Annotated in this window: 17 protein-coding genes; 9 read left to right on the plus strand and 8 right to left on the minus strand. The window is 70.0% G+C overall.

What is annotated here, in order from left to right:
• Window positions 1-816 (plus strand): HNH endonuclease signature motif containing protein (locus tag NLX83_RS38845; protein WP_254240294.1); only part of this gene is annotated, 816 nt, incomplete at its 5' end.
• Here NLX83_RS38845 and NLX83_RS38850 read toward each other — a convergent pair.
• Together NLX83_RS38850 and NLX83_RS38855 are read right to left on the minus strand one after the other, a co-directional pair.
• The gene (locus tag NLX83_RS38850) at window positions 813-1,715 is read right to left on the minus strand and encodes a serine/threonine-protein kinase (RefSeq protein ID WP_254240295.1); all 903 of its coding nucleotides are present in this window, start codon (window positions 1,713-1,715) and stop codon (window positions 813-815) included. The two genes, NLX83_RS38845 and NLX83_RS38850, sit on opposite strands and share 4 nt — an antisense overlap.
• A 3-nt stretch (window positions 1,716-1,718) precedes the next feature.
• Window positions 1,719-3,464 carry an N-6 DNA methylase gene (locus NLX83_RS38855; protein ID WP_254240296.1) on the minus strand — a complete coding sequence of 582 codons (1,746 nt, stop codon included), beginning with the start codon at window positions 3,462-3,464 and terminating at the stop codon, window positions 1,719-1,721.
• 74 nt (window positions 3,465-3,538) lie between these two features.
• Here NLX83_RS38855 and NLX83_RS38860 point away from each other — a divergent pair, with 74 nt between their 5' ends.
• Together NLX83_RS38860 and NLX83_RS38865 are read left to right on the plus strand one after the other, a co-directional pair.
• Entirely contained in the window at window positions 3,539-4,348 is an 810-nt protein-coding gene (locus tag NLX83_RS38860; protein ID WP_254240297.1) for a PP2C family protein-serine/threonine phosphatase, read from the plus strand.
• A gap of 160 nt (window positions 4,349-4,508) precedes the next feature.
• Window positions 4,509-5,897: a M1 family metallopeptidase gene (locus tag NLX83_RS38865; RefSeq protein WP_254240298.1), complete on the plus strand. Its 1,389-nt coding sequence runs from the start codon at window positions 4,509-4,511 to the stop codon at window positions 5,895-5,897.
• A gap of 107 nt (window positions 5,898-6,004) precedes the next feature.
• On the opposite strand, the gene NLX83_RS38870 is transcribed toward NLX83_RS38865, so the two are convergent.
• A complete protein-coding gene (locus NLX83_RS38870; protein ID WP_254240299.1) occupies window positions 6,005-6,913 on the minus strand; it encodes a proteasome assembly chaperone family protein in 909 nt (302 codons plus the stop codon).
• A 131-nt stretch (window positions 6,914-7,044) separates the two neighbouring features.
• Between NLX83_RS38870 and NLX83_RS38875 the strand changes: the two genes are divergently transcribed.
• Window positions 7,045-7,800 (plus strand): sulfite exporter TauE/SafE family protein, encoded by a 756-nt coding sequence (locus NLX83_RS38875; protein WP_254240300.1) that lies wholly within the window; start codon window positions 7,045-7,047, stop codon window positions 7,798-7,800.
• On the opposite strand, the gene NLX83_RS38880 is transcribed toward NLX83_RS38875, so the two are convergent.
• The 5 genes from NLX83_RS38880 to NLX83_RS38900 form a co-directional block, all read right to left on the minus strand.
• Entirely contained in the window at window positions 7,778-8,344 is a 567-nt protein-coding gene (locus tag NLX83_RS38880) for a GNAT family N-acetyltransferase (protein WP_254240301.1), read from the minus strand. The two genes, NLX83_RS38875 and NLX83_RS38880, sit on opposite strands and share 23 nt — an antisense overlap.
• Before the next feature lie 26 nt (window positions 8,345-8,370).
• Complete coding sequence (locus NLX83_RS42165; protein WP_254240302.1) at window positions 8,371-9,750, minus strand: DUF4153 domain-containing protein; 1,380 nt, start codon at window positions 9,748-9,750, stop codon at window positions 8,371-8,373.
• Between the two features lie 197 nt (window positions 9,751-9,947).
• The gene (locus NLX83_RS38890) at window positions 9,948-10,988 is read right to left on the minus strand and encodes a HAMP domain-containing sensor histidine kinase (RefSeq protein WP_254240332.1); all 1,041 of its coding nucleotides are present in this window, start codon (window positions 10,986-10,988) and stop codon (window positions 9,948-9,950) included.
• Window positions 10,989-10,999: 11 nt separating this feature from the next.
• Window positions 11,000-11,659 carry a response regulator transcription factor gene (locus NLX83_RS38895; protein WP_254240303.1) on the minus strand — a complete coding sequence of 220 codons (660 nt, stop codon included), beginning with the start codon at window positions 11,657-11,659 and terminating at the stop codon, window positions 11,000-11,002.
• Between the two features lie 64 nt (window positions 11,660-11,723).
• Window positions 11,724-12,506, minus strand: a complete 783-nt coding sequence (locus NLX83_RS38900; RefSeq protein ID WP_254240304.1) for a ThuA domain-containing protein — start codon at window positions 12,504-12,506, stop codon at window positions 11,724-11,726.
• Window positions 12,507-12,654: 148 nt separating this feature from the next.
• Between NLX83_RS38900 and NLX83_RS38905 the strand changes: the two genes are divergently transcribed.
• Genes NLX83_RS38905 through NLX83_RS38925 form a run of 5 tightly spaced genes read left to right on the plus strand, consistent with a single transcriptional unit; the run spans window position 12,655 to window position 16,288 of the window.
• Window positions 12,655-13,239: an ArsR/SmtB family transcription factor gene (locus tag NLX83_RS38905; protein WP_254240305.1), complete on the plus strand. Its 585-nt coding sequence runs from the start codon at window positions 12,655-12,657 to the stop codon at window positions 13,237-13,239.
• Between the two features lies 1 nt (window position 13,240).
• On the plus strand, window positions 13,241-13,936 hold the full coding sequence (locus NLX83_RS38910; protein WP_254240306.1) for an SRPBCC family protein: 696 nt from the start codon (window positions 13,241-13,243) through the stop codon (window positions 13,934-13,936).
• A gap of 1 nt (window position 13,937) precedes the next feature.
• Window positions 13,938-14,633 (plus strand): SRPBCC family protein, encoded by a 696-nt coding sequence (locus NLX83_RS38915; protein ID WP_254240307.1) that lies wholly within the window; start codon window positions 13,938-13,940, stop codon window positions 14,631-14,633.
• A gap of 1 nt (window position 14,634) precedes the next feature.
• Window positions 14,635-15,324 (plus strand): SRPBCC family protein, encoded by a 690-nt coding sequence (locus NLX83_RS38920; protein ID WP_254240308.1) that lies wholly within the window; start codon window positions 14,635-14,637, stop codon window positions 15,322-15,324.
• 31 nt (window positions 15,325-15,355) lie between these two features.
• Window positions 15,356-16,288, plus strand: a complete 933-nt coding sequence (locus tag NLX83_RS38925) for a sigma-70 family RNA polymerase sigma factor (RefSeq protein WP_254240309.1) — start codon at window positions 15,356-15,358, stop codon at window positions 16,286-16,288.
• Window positions 16,289-16,346 lie beyond the last annotated feature (58 nt).

Here is a 16,346-nt window from a genome sequence, read left to right on the forward strand (position 1 = left end):
CACGCCGCGATCGCCGAGCAGGACTTCCTCGCCTTCGCCGAAACCCACAACTACACCGCGACTCGCAGGCATGCGGTCCGGTTCATCACCAAACTCGACCCCAAGGCCGCCGAACGCCGTCACAAGGAGAAGCGCAAGGCCAGGTTGGTGGAGAAGATCCCCCAAGACGACGGCATGTGCCTGCTGAGGATGTTCTTCCCCGCCCTGCAAGCCTCTCTGATCTACGACCGGATCGACCGCATCGCCAGAGCCCTTCCGAAGGATCACCGGACGTTGGATCAGAAGCGGGCCGATGTCACCATGGATCTGTTGATGGGCAAGGAAACCGGTGCACCCCAAGGCCAGGTCACCGTCTACCTCACCATGCCCATGGGCTCCTTCCTCGGCCTCGACAACGAACCCGCCATGCTCCACGGCTACGGACCACTGCCCGCGAAGATCGCCCGGGATGTCGCTGCGGGAGGGATCTGGAAGCGCATCCTGACCGACCCGGTCACCGGGATCGCCGAGGACGTGACGACGTATCGGCCCTCAGCGAAGCAGCGGGAGTTGATCCACGCCCGCTACCCCACCTGCACCGCCATCGGCTGCAACCGACCCGCACACCGTTGCGATCTCGATCACTGCTGCCCCTTCGACGGCACCAACACCACCATCGACAATCTGCGGCCGAAGTGCAGACGGCACCACCGGATGAAGCACGAATCCAACTGGAAGTGCGAAAACCTCCCCGACGGGCGGCACGTGTGGACGACGCCGAACGGGAAGACGCAGGAGACGGAAGCGGAACCGATTGCGGAACCGGCGCCCTTCTAGGGGTGAGCGGGCTGTGCCTGGCCGACCATGCGTGCATACATCCGGCCAGGGCTCGGCGTGCTCGGTGGGCTCAGGAAACCGGGCAGGGGCGGGAGATTCACCGCGAACGGGCGCAGGCGCTCGTACAGCTCGGTGGCGTCGGCGGGGCGGTGCTCGGGTTCCTTCTCCAGCAACTGGTGCACGAGTGCGTTGAGCTCCTGCGGCACTCCGAGGACGGGGGGCGGGCGTTCCTTGACCTGCTTCTCGAAGATCGCGTAGGCGGTGGGGCCGGTGAAGAGTTGTTGCCCCGTCAGCATTTCGTGCAGGACGCAGCCGAGCGCGTACAGGTCACTCGGTGGGCCCGCGACGCCGCGCTGGATCTGCTCGGGAGCCATGTACGACGGGGTGCCGAGGAGCTGGCCCGCGCGGGTGAACTGGGCGACATCGCTCTCGCGCAACACAGCGAGGCCGAAGTCGAGGACCTTCACGCTGCCATCAGGACAGAGCATCAGGTTGGTGGGCTTGAGATCGCGGTGGCAGATGGCCAAAGCGTGCGCCGCCGCGAGGACCGCGCAAGCCTGGGCGGCGATCGACGCGGCCCACGGGACGGGGACGGGGCCGGACTCGCCGACGAGGTCGGAGACGGTGACGCCCTCAATGAACTGCATGACCTGGAACAGCCGATGATCCACCGTGCCGAAGTCGTAGAGCACGGGCGCGCCGGGATGCTCCAGCCGAGCCAGGATGCGCGCCTCACGGACGAAGCGGCGCTCCAACTCGTCGTCGGGGCCACCGGGCAACTGGAGGAACTTCACCGCGACCCTGCGATCCAGGTGCTTGTCGTGCCCCCGGTACACCGCGCCCATCCCGCCGCGCCCCAGCGGCAGGTCTTCGAGCAGATAGCGGTCGGCGACGAGCATCCACTAGCCCCTCGGTCCCAAGCTGCCATCGACGAGTCCGTCGAAGCCTAGCCGGACCAGCGCCTGCCCGGCGGCGGCGGTCTCGCGCAGGGTGTCGGCCAGCTCGGCGAGGCGGCGGAACGCGGCGCCGTACGCGCGCTGCTCGGCGAGGGAGAGCCGGGGGAGCTGGGTGCGGCGCGCATCCACCCGGCTGGAACCCAGGTGGGCGCGGTGGTCACCGGCGCGCAGCGCCCCGGCCAGGAAATCCGCGTCCATCCGCTCGGGATCGACGCGATAGGCCGCGAGGTGCGCGCCCAGCGTCACGGTCGTGGTCGCCACCCGGGCCACGCCAAGAGGGGAAGCGATCACGTCACCCGGCTCCGCCGTGACCAGGTCAGGGCCGCCCGCACGGCCAGTGGGCGCGCGGCCCTCGGCGAGGTCGTCCACGGTCAGCACCGGGCGGTCGCCCTCGCTCATCCTGGTGGGGGAGTGACGGACCGAGACCAGCCCGGCCTTGACCAGCTCGCCGAGCGTCGTGGTCGGCAGCGACCGGCGCTGCGCGAACACGTCCAGCGCGGGCACGGCAGCCGGGGCAAGAGCGCGGAAGCGGTCCAGCGCAGAGGAGAACTCGCGGCCGAGGTCGCGATCCCCGCCGCCGCGGTGCCGCGCCGGGCTGATGTCGACGTCGTCGTCGAGCAGGTCGATGATCCGCACCCCCTCCCCGGCTTCGAGGTCCACTGTGGACAGATCCGGGCCCGCCTCCATCAGGACCAGCTGCGACGGCGGCCGGTCCTGCGGTTCCGGCCTGCGCAGCAACCACAGGTCCGAGCCGGTGCCGGGGAGCGTGATGACCGCCCGCAGCGCGCCCGCCCGCAGCAGGTTGCCGCGGATGCGTCGGCCCGGACGGCGGCTCGCGGCGGCGCTGGGCAGCAGGATCGCCACCCGGCCGCCGGGGCGCACGTGCGCGAGGCAGTGCTGCACCCACGCCAGCTCCGGCTCTCCGCGCGGCGGCAGGCCGTACTCCCACCGAGGGTCGCCGGTCAGCTCCGCGTAGCCCCACGCGCGCTCGTTGAACGGTGGCTCGCACACTACGGCGTCGGCCTGCACGTCGGGAAAACCGTTCTGCTGCAAGGAATCCGCGCAGACGACCTCCGCTTCGAGCCCGCGCAGGACCAGCCTGGCGGACGCGATCTTCGCGAACGAGGGGTCGATGTCCTGGCCGAGCGCGCGAGCGGGGGAACCGCCGAGCAACAACGTGCCGAGCCCGCACGCGGGGTCCAGCACCGTCCCGGAGTTCGCGCCCGCCAAGCGAATCATCAGCTCGGCGACATCGGGTGCGGTGACCGTGAGCCGCCGCGAATGCGCCTCGACGTAACGTTCGCAGATCAGGTCGAGCGCCTGGGCAGGGCCGTGCTCCTTGGCCAGTTCGAGGAGCGCCTCGGTATCGGCGGGCTCCTCACCGGATACGAAGAAACCGTTGTCGCGCAACAGGAGGACGGCGGCCGAAGCGACCAGCTCGCCGAGCCGGAGGTCGTCGCCCTCCGCGCGCAACCGCTGCCAGGCCCGGTCGGCCCAGGACAGCCGGTAGACCTTGCCGTTGCGGCGCAACCACTCCTCGACCTCGCGCAGCGAGAACAGCGGGCTGCTCGCGGTACCGCCGACCGGCTGCGGGAAATCGTCGTGGCGGCGCCGCCAGTTGCTCACCGCGGCCCGGCCCACGTCGACCAGGCGCGCGATTTCACCCGCGTTGACGGTGGCGTCTTGGTTCATGGGCATCACGGTAGCAGCGACCATGCACAGGCTGATTGCTTGTGAACTGACTTCACAGGTGCTCTACTGGTGTCATGACAAACAGCTTGCGCGTCGCCATCGGCTCTGATCCCGGGCCGAACCGGGCGGAGAACGAGGACTCCGCGCTGGTCAGCCCCTGTTCGCTCGCGGTGGCGGATGGGATGGGCGGCCACGTGTACGGCGAGGTGGCGAGCTCGGCCACGATCGGTGCGTTTGTCGATCTCGATGCCTGGGCCACCGGCGTCGACCTGCGCGAACACGACACGCTGGCGCTCGTCCGGGACGGGGTGGCCGAGGCGGCGCGCAGGCTGGACGCGCTGACGGACGCCGAGCCGGAGCTGCGGGGGATGGGCACGACGGTCACCGCGTTGCTCTGGGACGGCACCGGCTTCGCGGTGGCCCACGTCGGCGACTCCCGCGCTTACCTGCTCAGGGACGGCCTGCTCGGCCAGCTCACCCACGACCACACGATGGTCCAGTCCCTTGTGGACGCCGGGCGGATCACCGCCGAGGAGGCCGAGCGGCATCCGCGCCGGTCAGTGCTGATGCGCACCCTCCAGGCGGGCAACGCCTTCGAGCCGGACCTGTTCCGGGTCGAGGCCCGGCGCGGCGACCGGTTCCTGGTGTGCTCGGACGGGCTGACCGACGTCGTCGGTGATCACGCGGTGCGCGAGGCCCTGGCCACGGCGGGCGAACCGGCCGACGCGGTGCACTGGCTGATCACCTTGGCCGTGCGTGCGGGCGGTCCCGACAACATCACCTGCGTGGTCGCGGACGTGGTGCAGGACGAGGTGGCGGACCCGGGCGCTGGACGGATCACCGTTGGCGCGCACCGGGTCCTCGGATCTCGGAAGGCGAGCTAGCCGGCTCGTGTCGTCAACTGGCTCGTGTCATTCAACTGGCGCTGTCCCACTGCTTGAGCACGGCCGGAACATATCGGGAGCCGCCGACAACCTCGGTTCGGCTCAGGTCGAATGTTCGATCGCTGACAACCGCGCGTCACCCGGACGGCGTAGAAGGGGCGTGAAGCAACTTCGTCTCCTCGTCACACTGATGCTGGCGCTGGTGCTGAGCGCGCCGCCAGCGTTCGCCGCCGGACTCGGCGACCCGATCTTCCCCGCGGACGGCAACACCGGTTACCGCGTCACCCGCTACGCGCTGGATTTCGCCTGGCAAGCCCCGAAAAAGCCATTCGACGCCACCACGACGGTCGAAGCGGAGGCCACGCAGGCGCTGTCGAGCTTCACCCTGGACTTCGCGGGCAACCAGCTGCGTGAGGTCACAGTGGACGGAGCCGCGGCGACCACCAAGCGCACGGGCGACAAGCTCACCGTCACCCCGGCGAAGGCCCTCGCGGCGAAGCAGCGGTTCACCGCGAACATCCGCTACACGGCCGATCCCACGCTCCAACGCAGGCGCAGCGACGCGATCAGCGTCTACGGCTGGATTCCCACCACGGACGGCACTGTCGTCTACCCGCAGCCCAACGGCGCGCGGCTGATCTTCCCGAACAACGACCACCCGAGCCAGAAGGCGCCGATCGCGATCACGGCCTCCACGCCCGCCGACATCACCGCCGTGGCCACCGGAACCCTCAAGTCCCGCACGGAGATCGCCGGGAACCGCGTGCGCTGGTCCTACGACTCCCCGCAGCCGGTGGCGACGCAGCTCGTCGGCCTCGCGATCGGCAAGTTCAGCATCACCAACGGGACCGGGCCGAACGGCCTGCCGCTGCGCGACGCCGTGCCGACCGACCTGGTGCAGAAGGTCGAGAAGTACCGCACCCGGACCCCTGGCCACCTGGAATGGATGGAGAAGCGGGTCGGCAGGTACCCCTTCGACAACTACGGAATCGTTGTGGCGCACACGGATCTCGGTGTGGCACTGGAGACGCAGACGCTGTCGATGTTCCCCGAGGGCGACCTCACCGGTTCCGAGGTCGCGGCCGAGAAGGACATGGTCCACGAGCTGGCACACCAGTGGTTCGGCAACAGCGTGACCGTCCGCCAGTGGTCGGACCTGTGGCTCTCCGAAGGCCACGCGCGGTTCTACGAGCGCGTGTACGCGGCGGAGAAGGGCTGGGAGAACCTGGACCAGAAGATGCGCGAGATCTACGCGCAGCACGACTCCTGGCGCTCGACCTACGGCCCGCCCGCCAAGCCGACCGAGCCGAAGCTGTTCAGCCGCATGGTCTACGACGGCTCCGCGCTGGTGATCTACGCGCTGCGGCAGAAGGTCGGCGCGGCGGCGTTCGAGAAGATCCAGCGCGCGTGGGTCGCCCAGTACCGGGACAAGGCGGCGAGCACGGCCGACTTCATCGCGCTCGCCTCACGGGAAGCGGGCACCGACCTGACGGCCTTCCTCAGGTCCTGGCTCTACGACGCCAAAACCCCGCCCATGCCCGGCTGGTGAGAGGGCCTGTCTGGCAGGTCCGTGTTCGCGATAGCCGGGCCGCTGTGGCCAGACTTCGGCCTACGGCCGGGGCAGACTCTCATCGAACGAGACCTACCAGACAGGCCCTACTTGCCGTCGGCCTGTTCGGCGAGGAAGCGCTCGAACTCCTCGCCGAGCTCGTCGGCGGTGGGCATGCGCTCGTTGGACTCCGCGAGGAGGCTGCGCTCGCCGACCGCCTCGGTGAACGCGTCGTACTGGCGCTCGAGGCCGCGCACGACCTCGGCCACCTCGTCGGACTCCGAGACCTGGCGCTCGATCTCCTCGTTGGTGCGGGCGGCGGCCTCGCGCAGGCCGCGCTCGGGCAGCTCAAGCGCGGCCACCGAGCCCACCGCACCGAGCAGGCGCAGGCCCGCCTCGGGGTAGACCGACTGCGCGAGGTAGTGCGGAACGTGCGCGGCGTAGCCGATCGCGTCGTGGCCCGCCTCGCCGAGCCGCAGCTCCAGCAGGGCCGAAGCGCTGCCGGGGACCTGGATGCGGTTGAAGACCTGCGGGTAGTCCGCGACCAGTTCGCCGCGCGTGGCGTGCGCGGTGACGCCGAGCGGGCGGGTGTGCGGGGCGCCCATCGGGATGCCGTGGAAGCCGACCGTGAGCCGGACGCCCCAGCGCTCGACCAGCCCGCGCACCGCCGCGATGAAGCGTTCCCACTGGTTGTCCGGCTCGGGACCGGTGAGCAGCAGGAACGGCGTGCCCGCGGTGTCGTGCACCAGCCGGATCACCAGCTCGGGGGCGTCGTAGTCCGCCCAGTGGTCGGTGGCGTAGGTCATCGCGGGTCTGCGCGAGCGGTAGTCGATCAGGGTGTCCACGTCGAAGCGCGCGATCACCCGGCTCTCCAGGGAGTCCACCAGGTGGTCGGCGAGGACCCGCCCCGCGCCGCCCGCGTCCATGAACCCGTCGAGGTTGTGCAGCAGAACGGTGCCGTCGAGGTCGGGGACGTCCGAGTCCACCTCGACCAACTGCTCCGGATCCAGTCCCACCGCTGCCTCCCAGGTACCTGACTACACCGTGCTTCTCCCTGCCCAACGCGGAGGCGTCGCGAAGCATTCCCCTGTGATCCTGCTCGCGCCCCCACCGCGCGGAGGGCACTCAGCATGCTAAGGATTGCACGGTGATCTGGTGGCACGCGGTCGTCATCTTCGTCGCCGGGGTGTGGGCGGGCACGATCAACACGGTGGTCGGCTCCGGCACGCTGGTGACCTTCCCCGTGCTCGTGGCGCTCGGCTACCCGCCGGTCACCGCGACCACCTCGAACGCGATCGGCCTGGCACCCGGCACGATCAGCGGCGCCATCGGCTACCGCGAGGAGCTGCGCGGGCAGGGGTCGCGGTTGCTCCGCTTCGGCATCGCCTCGCTGCTCGGCGCGGTCGGCGGCACGGTGTTGTTGCTGTCGCTGCCCAAGGACGCCTTCGAGACCATCGTGCCCGTGCTCGTCGGCCTCGCCGTGGTGCTGGTGATCATCCAGCCGCGGGTGTCGAAGTGGGTGGCCTCGCGCAAGGCAACCCCGGCGGCCAGCGGCGGCGCCGTGCTGCTGTTCCTGATCTTCCTGATCGGCATCTACGGCGGGTACTTCACCGCCGCGCAGGGCGTGATGCTGGTGGCGGTCATGGGCATGTTGCTCGCCGAACCGCTGCAACGCCTCAACGGCATCAAGAACGTGCTCTCCGCCGTGGTGAACGTGGTCGCGGGCGTGATCTACGCCTTCGTCGCGCCGGTGAGCTGGCCGGTGGTCGGCCTGCTTGCCGCGGGCTCGGTGCTCGGCGGCGTGCTCGGCGCGAAGATCGGCAGGAAGCTGTCGCCGACCGTGCTGCGCGCGGTGATCGTCGTGGTCGGCGTGGCCGCGATCATCCACCTGCTGCTGAAGTGAGCAGCCACTCCTCCTTGGTAAGCGCGTACTCGACCTCGCCGTGTTCGGTGCCGGGCAACGGGTTCTCGTGCTCCTCGTGGTAGGTGCGGACGTGTCGCAGCCCGCACTTCTCCATCACCCGCCGCGAGCCGGAGTTGACGAACATGGTGCTCGCGGTGACCCGCCGGACCGCTGCCTCGCGAAAGCCCAGCTCGATCAGCGCGAGCGAACCCTCGGTGGCGTATCCCTTGCCCCACGCGGACTTCCGCAACCGGTAGCCCAGTTCGACCTCGCCATCCGGAGCGCCCTCGTTGGGGCGGAAGTGGAACCAGCCGAGGAAACGGCCCTCCCGGTCCTCCGCCGCCCAGAAGCCGTAGTGCGGGAAGTTCTCGTAGTACCAGAGGAAACGCGGCAGGATGTCGTGCTCCACCTCGGAGCGCGGAGTCGCCGCCGCGTCGAGGTAGCGCATGACCTCGGGATCGCTGTCCAGTTCGACGAGGTTGTCCACATCGGACTCGGTGAACCGCCGCAGCACCAGGCGCTCTGTCTCCAGGAAGACGTGCATGGGCCGATGGTCGCACGAGCCGCCACTCAATTTCGGAGCGAGACGTTCGCGCACGGCGCGTGTCGCTTCACCAGCTGGCTCCGCGCCTGCGAGCGGGCCAGGTTCCACTCCCGCCAGCTGTCGGGTGCCTCCTCCAGCTCGATGGTCGGCCAGTACAGCACGCAGGCCCGCTGCGGCTCGGGCAGCCGCTGGAGCGCGGGCACCGCGTCGACGGACAGCTTGGTGAGGTAGATGTAGTCGATTTTCCCGGTGCTCTCCAGGCGGCTGATGTTGCCGTCCGCGATCAGCCGCTCCGGGTTCAGCACGGCGAGGCCGAGCAGCGCCACCATGCCGGTCGCGACGACCGCGCCGGGCAGCCACGGCCCGCGCAGCCGGACCCCCGCCGCGATGACGAGCAGGTAGACCAGGCCCAGCCACAGTTCGCACGCGAGCACGAGGATGCGCAGCACGGTGAACCCGTACTCCTCTTGGTAGATCCACATGCGCACGGCCGCTCCGGCGACGATCACCAGTGACAGCACTGACAACGCGCCGAGCAGCACGCGCAGCCAGGTTCGGTCACCGCTGGTTTCCCGTGGTGCTAAACGAGAAGCGAGCCCGATCACGCCGAGGGTAAGAGCCGTGACCACCAGCAGCTGCCAGAAGCCGCGCCGTGCGTACTCCGCGTAGGACAGATCACCGACGACGCTGAACAAGGCGGGGAGCTGCACGGAGACGAAGGCCGCGAACAGCAGCACGAGCACGCTGATCGGCAGAACCCATTCGATCCGGCGGAGGCTGATCTGCGGCAGCTCCAAGGAAAACTCCGGCTGAGGCTGGGTCAACGCCCAGCAAAGGCCCGTCGCGAACAGGGCCGCCACGACGAACATCGTGACCGAGGTGAACGTCGAGGAACTGTCCACTGTGGGCACTAGTGAGCGCACGAGGGCTTCGAAAGCCGGATCGGCGCTGACGAGCAGTCCGCCGAACACGATGAGCAGCACTCCCGAGACGGCGACCGCGAGCAGTGTTCTGGTGTTGCCGCGTGGACGGATCTCGCGCACGCCCCGCCTCAGCCAGTGCAGCCGGGTCAGCGCGTTGATCGGAGCTTCGATCGCGCCGCGCAGGGAAGTGCCCGCCACCGCGAGTGAGGCGGCGACGATCGCGGTGAGCGCGCACAGGGTGAACAGCCATCGGGAATCGCGGAAGACGCCGACCGCGACCAGGGCCAACGCGAGGACCGCCCAGCCCGGATTTCGTTTCCGCACACTGGTTTCCGTGCTGCGCGCCGCTACCACCACCGCGGCGGCCATGGCCAGCGCTGTGATCATCCAGCCGAGCCCGGGTCGTACCGGGCTCAGCGCGAGTGCGGCCACGAGACCGCTCGCGGCGACCGCGGCCAGCACAGGGGGCATCGCTCTGTCCACTGTGGACACTCCTTTTCGGGCAGGGGTTTTTGCCCTGAATGAGTCATTGGGGGAGTTGGCGGCCCCCAATGACTCGTTCAGGGAGATCGCACGTGCGTCAATGACTCGTTCAGGGCGTTAAGCGTGGTGAATGGGCTGGTCAGGGCGTTGGGGTGCGAATGCCTTGTTTGGGGCGTTGGGTTCCCTGAACGACTCGTTCAGGGAACTGAGCGCCCCAAATGAGGCGTTGATCTTGAGGATGCGTGAGGGGAGTGGGGTTGGGGGCGGGTGGCGGGGAGGGTGACGGTGATGTGGCTGCCCAGGGCGGCGATGGTGCCGCCGTGCAGGTCGACCACCCAGCGCGCGATGGCCAGGCCGAGGCCGGTCCCGCCGCCCCCGGCGCGCTCGCCGCGGGTGAAGCGTTCGAAGACGCGGTCGCGGTCCTCGGGCGGGATGCCGGGCCCCTCGTCGTGCACCTCGATGACCAGGTCGGCGCCGCGGACGAGCGCGATCAGCCGCACTTCGCCGCCGGGAGGGCCGTGGCGGGCGGCGTTGTCGAGCAGGTTCACCACGACCTGGTGCAGCCGCGCCCGGTCGGCGTAGACGGTGGCGCCGGGAGGCACGCGGAGAACGAAGCGGGCGGAAGGCGCCATGACCTGGGCCTCGGCGACGACGGACTCCAGCAGCGGGCCGACGGGGAAGACCGAGCGGTCCAGGCGGTGCGCGCCCGCGTCGATGCGCGAGAGGTCGAGCAACTCCGCGACCAGGGTCCCGAGCCGTTCGGTCTGCGCGAGCGCGGTGCGCATGGTCGCGGAGTCGGGCGGGGTCACGCCGTCCACGACGTTCTCCAGGACCGCTCGCAGAGCGCTGATCGGTGTTCGCAGCTCGTGCGAGACGTTGGCGATGAGGTCCCGCCGCTGCTGGTCGGCCGCGCCCAGGTCACCGGCCATCTGGTTGAACGCCGTGGCGAGCTGGCCGACCTCGTCCCGGGCGGTGGCGCGGACGCGGCGGTCGTAGTCGCCGCGCGCCATGGACTTCGCGGCGGAGGTCATCTCGCGCAGCGGCCTGGTCATCCCGTGCGCCAGCACCTGCGAGGCGACCAGGGCGATCAGCACGGCGGTGGCCGCGGTGCGCGGCGGGAGCCACCCGATCTGGTTCCAGAAGAACAGCAGCGACGCGGTGAGCGAGGCGACCACGACGAGACCGAGCTTGAACTTGATCGACGGCACCGGGTCGAGGGGCCGTGGCACCCGGTCCAGCCAGGCGCGGATCACCGGGGCACCTCCAGCGCGTAGCCGACGCCGTGCACGGTGCGGATCAGATCGGCGCCGAGCTTGCGGCGCAAGGCTTTCACGTGACTGTCGACGGTGCGGCTGCCCCCGGCGTCGTTCCACCCCCACACGGCGCGGAGCAGCTGTTCGCGGGGCAGCACGGCGCGCGGGCGGTCGGCGAGGCAGGCCAGCAGGTCGAACTCGGTGGGGGTGAGGTGCACCTCCACACCGGCCCGGTGCACGCGCCGTTCGGTCGCGTCGATCCGCAGGTCGCCCAGGTCGGGGACCGCCGCCCGGTTCACCCGGCGCAGCAGCACCCGGACCCGGGCGGCCAGCTCCCGGATGGAGAACGGTTTGGTGAGGTAGTCGTCGGCGCCCACCGCGAGCCCGACGAGCAGGTCCGTCTCGTCGTCGCGAGCGGTCAGCATGAGCACCGGGACCGGCCGCCGGGCCTGGACGCGCCTGCACACCTCCAGCCCGTCGAAGCCCGGCAGCATCACGTCCAGCACCACGAGGTCGGGCTCGGTCTCCTCGGCGACGCGGACCGCGGTGGGGCCGTCGTGCGCCAGCTCCACCGCGAACCCCTCGGCCCGCAGCCGGTCGGCCACCGAGGTGGCGATGGTCAGATCGTCCTCGACGACCAGCACGCGCTGCTGCATGGACCCGACTCTAAGCACCGGTTGTGGTGCTCACGCGGCCGAGTTGTGCAGATCCTGTGAAGGATCAGCGCCTGCCCAGCCAGCCCAGCCCGTCGACCAGGAACCGGTTCTGCACCTCGCTGGCGAAGGTCGAGGACAGCGGCCGGTTGTTCGGGTAGTCCATGGCGTTGTGCCCGAAGTTGGCGTAGAGCATCCGGTAGTTCTCGTTGCTCCACATGATCGGGTAGTAGCCGCTGTACCAGCTCTGGTTCGGGTCGGTGCCCAGCGGGAAGCTCGACGGGTCGACCGAGGCCAGGATCGTGATGTCCGGGTTGCGGCGCAGGTCGTTGTTCCAGCTGTACCACTCGCTCACCGCCGAGGTCCACGTCGCGGGCAGCCGCGTGGTCGACGGGTGGGCCCGGTCCTCGGTCCTGAGCACGGCCGTCGTCGGGCCCCACGTGTTGGAGCGGAACGCGAGGAACGTGTTGTGGTACCAGGGCCAGTTGCCCGGCTCCGTGGTGAACGCCGAGACGTGGAAGCCCAGCCAGCCGCCGCCGTTGTCCATGTACCGCTGGAACCCGGAGCGCTGCGCGGCGGTCTGCGGCAGGTTGTCCAGGAACATCACCACCTGGTACTGGCTCAGCCCCGGCGAGGTGAGCAGGTTCCAGTCCGTCGAGGCGGTGTAGGAGAACTCGTGCTGCGCGGCGAGCTGCGGGAAGCGCTCGTTGGCCTCCTTGACGAAGCTGATGTGCGCGGCGTCCCAGGTCCCGCTGTAGAGCGCGAGGACCTTGAACCGCGGCGCCGCCTGCGCGGGCAGGGCCGCGAGGAACAGGAGGGCGGCGAACAGGGCGAGCAGACGCTTGACCATGCGGGTCCCTTCGAATGAGCGGAGGGAACCGGCGGCTTGTTGCCATCCGCGATTGTGTTGCCGCATCGGATGGTAAGCGCTCTCACGGGGCCGCGTCGAGGTGAACCTCGCCTTGACAAATAAATTTGTCAGTGTCAGCGTTGTCGTCATGCTCGAGGTAGCGGTGATCGAGGACCCGGCCGCGGCCGAGGTCTGCCTGGACCCGGTGCGCGCCCGCCTGCTCGCCGAGCTGGCCGAGCCCGGCTCGGCGACCACGCTGGCCGCGAAGGTCGGGCTGACCAGGCAGAAGGTGAACTACCACCTGCGGTCGCTGGAATCGCACGGCCTGGTCGAGCTGGTGCAGGAGCGGCCGAGGGGCAACTTCACCGAGCGCGTGCTGCGGGCGACCGCCGCCTCGTACGTGATCTCCCCGGCGGCGCTGGCCCCGGTCCAGCCCGATCCGAGTCGCGCGCCGGACCACCTGTCGGCACGCTGGTTGCTGGCGGTGGCGGCCCGGCTGGTCCGCGACGTGGGCGCGCTGATCACCGGGGCCACCAAGGCCCGCAAGCGGCTGGCCACGTTCGCGGTCGACGGCGAGATCCGCTTCGCCTCCGCCGCCGACCGGGCCGCCTTCGCCGAGGAACTGGGGGTCACCGTCAGGTCCCTGGTCGCCAAGTACCACGACGAGTCCGCCGAGGGCGGCCGTCCGCACCGCGTCGTCGTCGCGCTGCACCCCAGCGTTAAGGAGAGTTGAGATGGGCCGCGAGTTCGAACTGCGCCTGGAAGTCGTCCTGCCCGCCACCCCGGAGGAGGTCTGGACCCTCGTCGCGACGCCGGAGGGCCAGGCCGCCTGGTTCATGCCGGGCGAGGAGATCGGGCCGGACGGCGCCGAGGTCTGGGACCCGCCCAAGCGCCTGGTCTTCAGGACGCCCTCGGCGGATGACGGCTCCTTCCACGCCTTCGAGTACCTGATCGAGGGCCAGGAGGACGGCACCGCGCTCACGTTCGTCCACAGTGGAGTAACCGGTGCCGGTTGGTCGGAGGAGTACGAGGAGATCACCACGATCGGCTGGGCCTTCTACCTGCACACGATGCGCGAGTACCTGACCCACTTCCGCGGCCGCCCCAACGTCTACGTGGAGGCGGACGGTCCGGAGTCCTCGGCGAGGCAGCAGGCGTGGGACCAGCTCCTCGCGACGCTGGGTGCGTCCGCCGTCGGTGACGAGGTCTCCCTGGACGTGCCCGGGCTGCCTCGCCAGCAGGGCGTCGTGGACATCATCAACGACAACTTCGTCGGCTTCCGCACCGAGGACTCGCTCGTGCGCTTCCACGGCCGGATGCGCCTGGGCATGTCCATAGCGGTGAGCCAGCACGCGTACAGCCCGATCGATGCCGAGGCGTACACCGCGGCGTGGAAGGCGTGGCTGGACGCGCAGTTCGAGGGGAGCTGAGATGGGCCGCGAGTTCGAGCTGCGCAAGGAAGTCGTCCTGCCGGTGAGCCCGGAGGAGGTCTGGTCGGCGGTCGCGACACCGAACGGCCAGGCCGGTTGGTTCATGCCCGGTGAGGAGATCGGGCCGGGCGGCGCCGAGGTCTGGGACCCGCCCAAGCGCCTGGTCATCAAGCTGCCGCCGGGCGAGGACGGTTCCTTCCACGCGTTCGAGTACCTGGTCGAGGGCCGCGAGGACGGCACCGTGCTGCGATTCGTCCACAGTGGACTGACCGGCGCGGGCTGGCCCGAGCAGTACGAGACGATGACCTCGTACGGGTGGGACTTCTACCTCCACTCGCTCGTGGAGTACCTGACCCACTTCCCCGGCCGCTCCACCGTCTACGTGGAGGCCGAGGGCCCGGCCGCGTCAGCGGAGGCGGCGGCGTGGGACCGGTTCGTCGCGGCGCTGGGCGTGTCCGCGGTCGGCGACAGGATCTCGGTGTCGCTGCCCGGAGTGCCGAGCCAGGACGGCGTCGTGGACATCATCAACGAGGCCTTCGTGGGCTTCCGCACCGAGGACTCGCTCGTGCGCTTCCACAGCCGCAAGCACATGTCCATGGCCGTCGCGGTGAGCCAGCACGCGTACAGCCCGATCGACGCCGACGCGTACACCGCGGCGTGGAAAGCGTGGCTCGACACGCAGTTCGAGGGGAGCTGACGTGGGCCGCGAGTTCGAGCTGCGCAAGGAAGTCGTCCTCCCCGTGAGTCCGGAGGAGGTCTGGGCGGCGGTCGCGACACCGGAGGGCCAGGCCGCCTGGTTCATGACCGCCGAGGAGATCGGGCCGGACGGCGCCGAGGTCTGGGACCCGCCCAAGCACCTCGTCATCAAGACCCCGCCCGGTGAGGACGGTTCCTTCCACGCGTTCGAGTACCTGATCGAGGGCCGCGAGGGCAGTGCGGTGCTCCGGTTCGTCCACAGTGGAATGTCGGGCGACGCCTGGCCGGACGAGTACGTGGACATGACCGAGATGGGCTGGGACTGCTACCTCCACTCGCTGCGCGAGTACCTGGTCCACTTCGGTGGCCGCCCCGCCGTCTACGTGGAGGCCGACGGCCCGGCGTCGTCGACGGAGTGGGACGCGTGGAACCGGTTCGTCGAGCGGCTGGGCGTGGCGGAGGCCGGGGACGAGGTCTCCCTGTCCGTGGCGGGTCTGCCGAGCCAGGACGGTGTCGTGGACATCATCCGTCCGGGCTTCGTGGGTATCCGCACCCAGGACTCGCTCGTTCGCTTCCACTGCAGGGTGCCCCTGGGCATGCCGGTCGCGGTGGGCCACCACGTCTACCGCCCGATCGACACCGGCGCGTACACCGAGGCGTGGAAGGCGTGGCTCCACTCGAACTTCTCCTGAGTGTCGGGGGCGCGGGCTACCGTCATGCGCCATGAACGCCTTCCCCGCGGTCGCCGACCCGTTCCGGCGGGAGCTGCTCGCGCACTGCTACCGGATGGTCGGCTCGGTGCACGACGCCGAGGACCTGGTGCAGGAGACCTACCTGCGCGCGTGGCGGGCGTACGACAAGTTCGAGCAGCGCTCGTCGGTGCGGACCTGGCTCTACCGCATCGCCACCCGCGTGTGCCTGACGGCGCTCGAAGGGCGGGGGAGGCGGCCGCTGCCGACCGGCCTCGGGGGACAGCGCTGCGATCCCGGTGACGATCTCGTGCGGCCGCCGGAGATCACCTGGCTGGAGCCCTTCCCGGACCGCGACGACGACCCGGCGTCGATCGTCGCGGGCCGGGAGAGCCTGCGCCTGGCGCTGGTCGCGGCGTTGCAGCACCTGCCGCCGCGCCAGCGCGCCGTGCTCGTGCTGCGCGATGTGCTCCAGTGGCGGGCGGCCGAGGTGGCGGAGGCGCTCGACGTCTCGGCCGCCGCGGTGAACAGCCTGCTGCAACGCGCCCGCGCGCAACTGGAAACCGTTGCGCCACAAGAAGACCAGCTCATCGAGCAGCCGGAGCAGCGGGCTCTGCTCGACCGCTACGTGCGCGCGTTCGAGGCCAAGGACGTCGCCGCGATCGTCGAACTGTTCACCGCCGACGCGGTGTGGGAGATGCCGCCGTTCACCGCGTGGTACCAGGGGCGGGCGGACATCGCGCGGCACCTCAGGCAGCGGTGCCCGGCCGTGCCCGGTGGGCAGCGCCTCATCCCGGTCAGCGCCAACGGCCAGCCCGCCTTCGCCAACTACCTGCGCACGGAGGACGGCGTGTTCCGCGCCTTCAACGTGCAGGTGCTGACGATCGGGCCCGCGGGCGTGAGCCATGCGGCCGTCTTCCTCGACACCTCGCTCTACGCGGCGTTCGGCCTGCCCGAGGTGCTCTGAGGGATTCAGCTGCCGCTGACGCGTGTTGCCAAGACGGCCCGTGTCCGCTTACATCGCT

This window comes from Allokutzneria sp. A3M-2-11 16 (genome assembly GCF_024213555.1).
Taxonomy (GTDB): domain Bacteria; phylum Actinomycetota; class Actinomycetes; order Mycobacteriales; family Pseudonocardiaceae; genus Allokutzneria.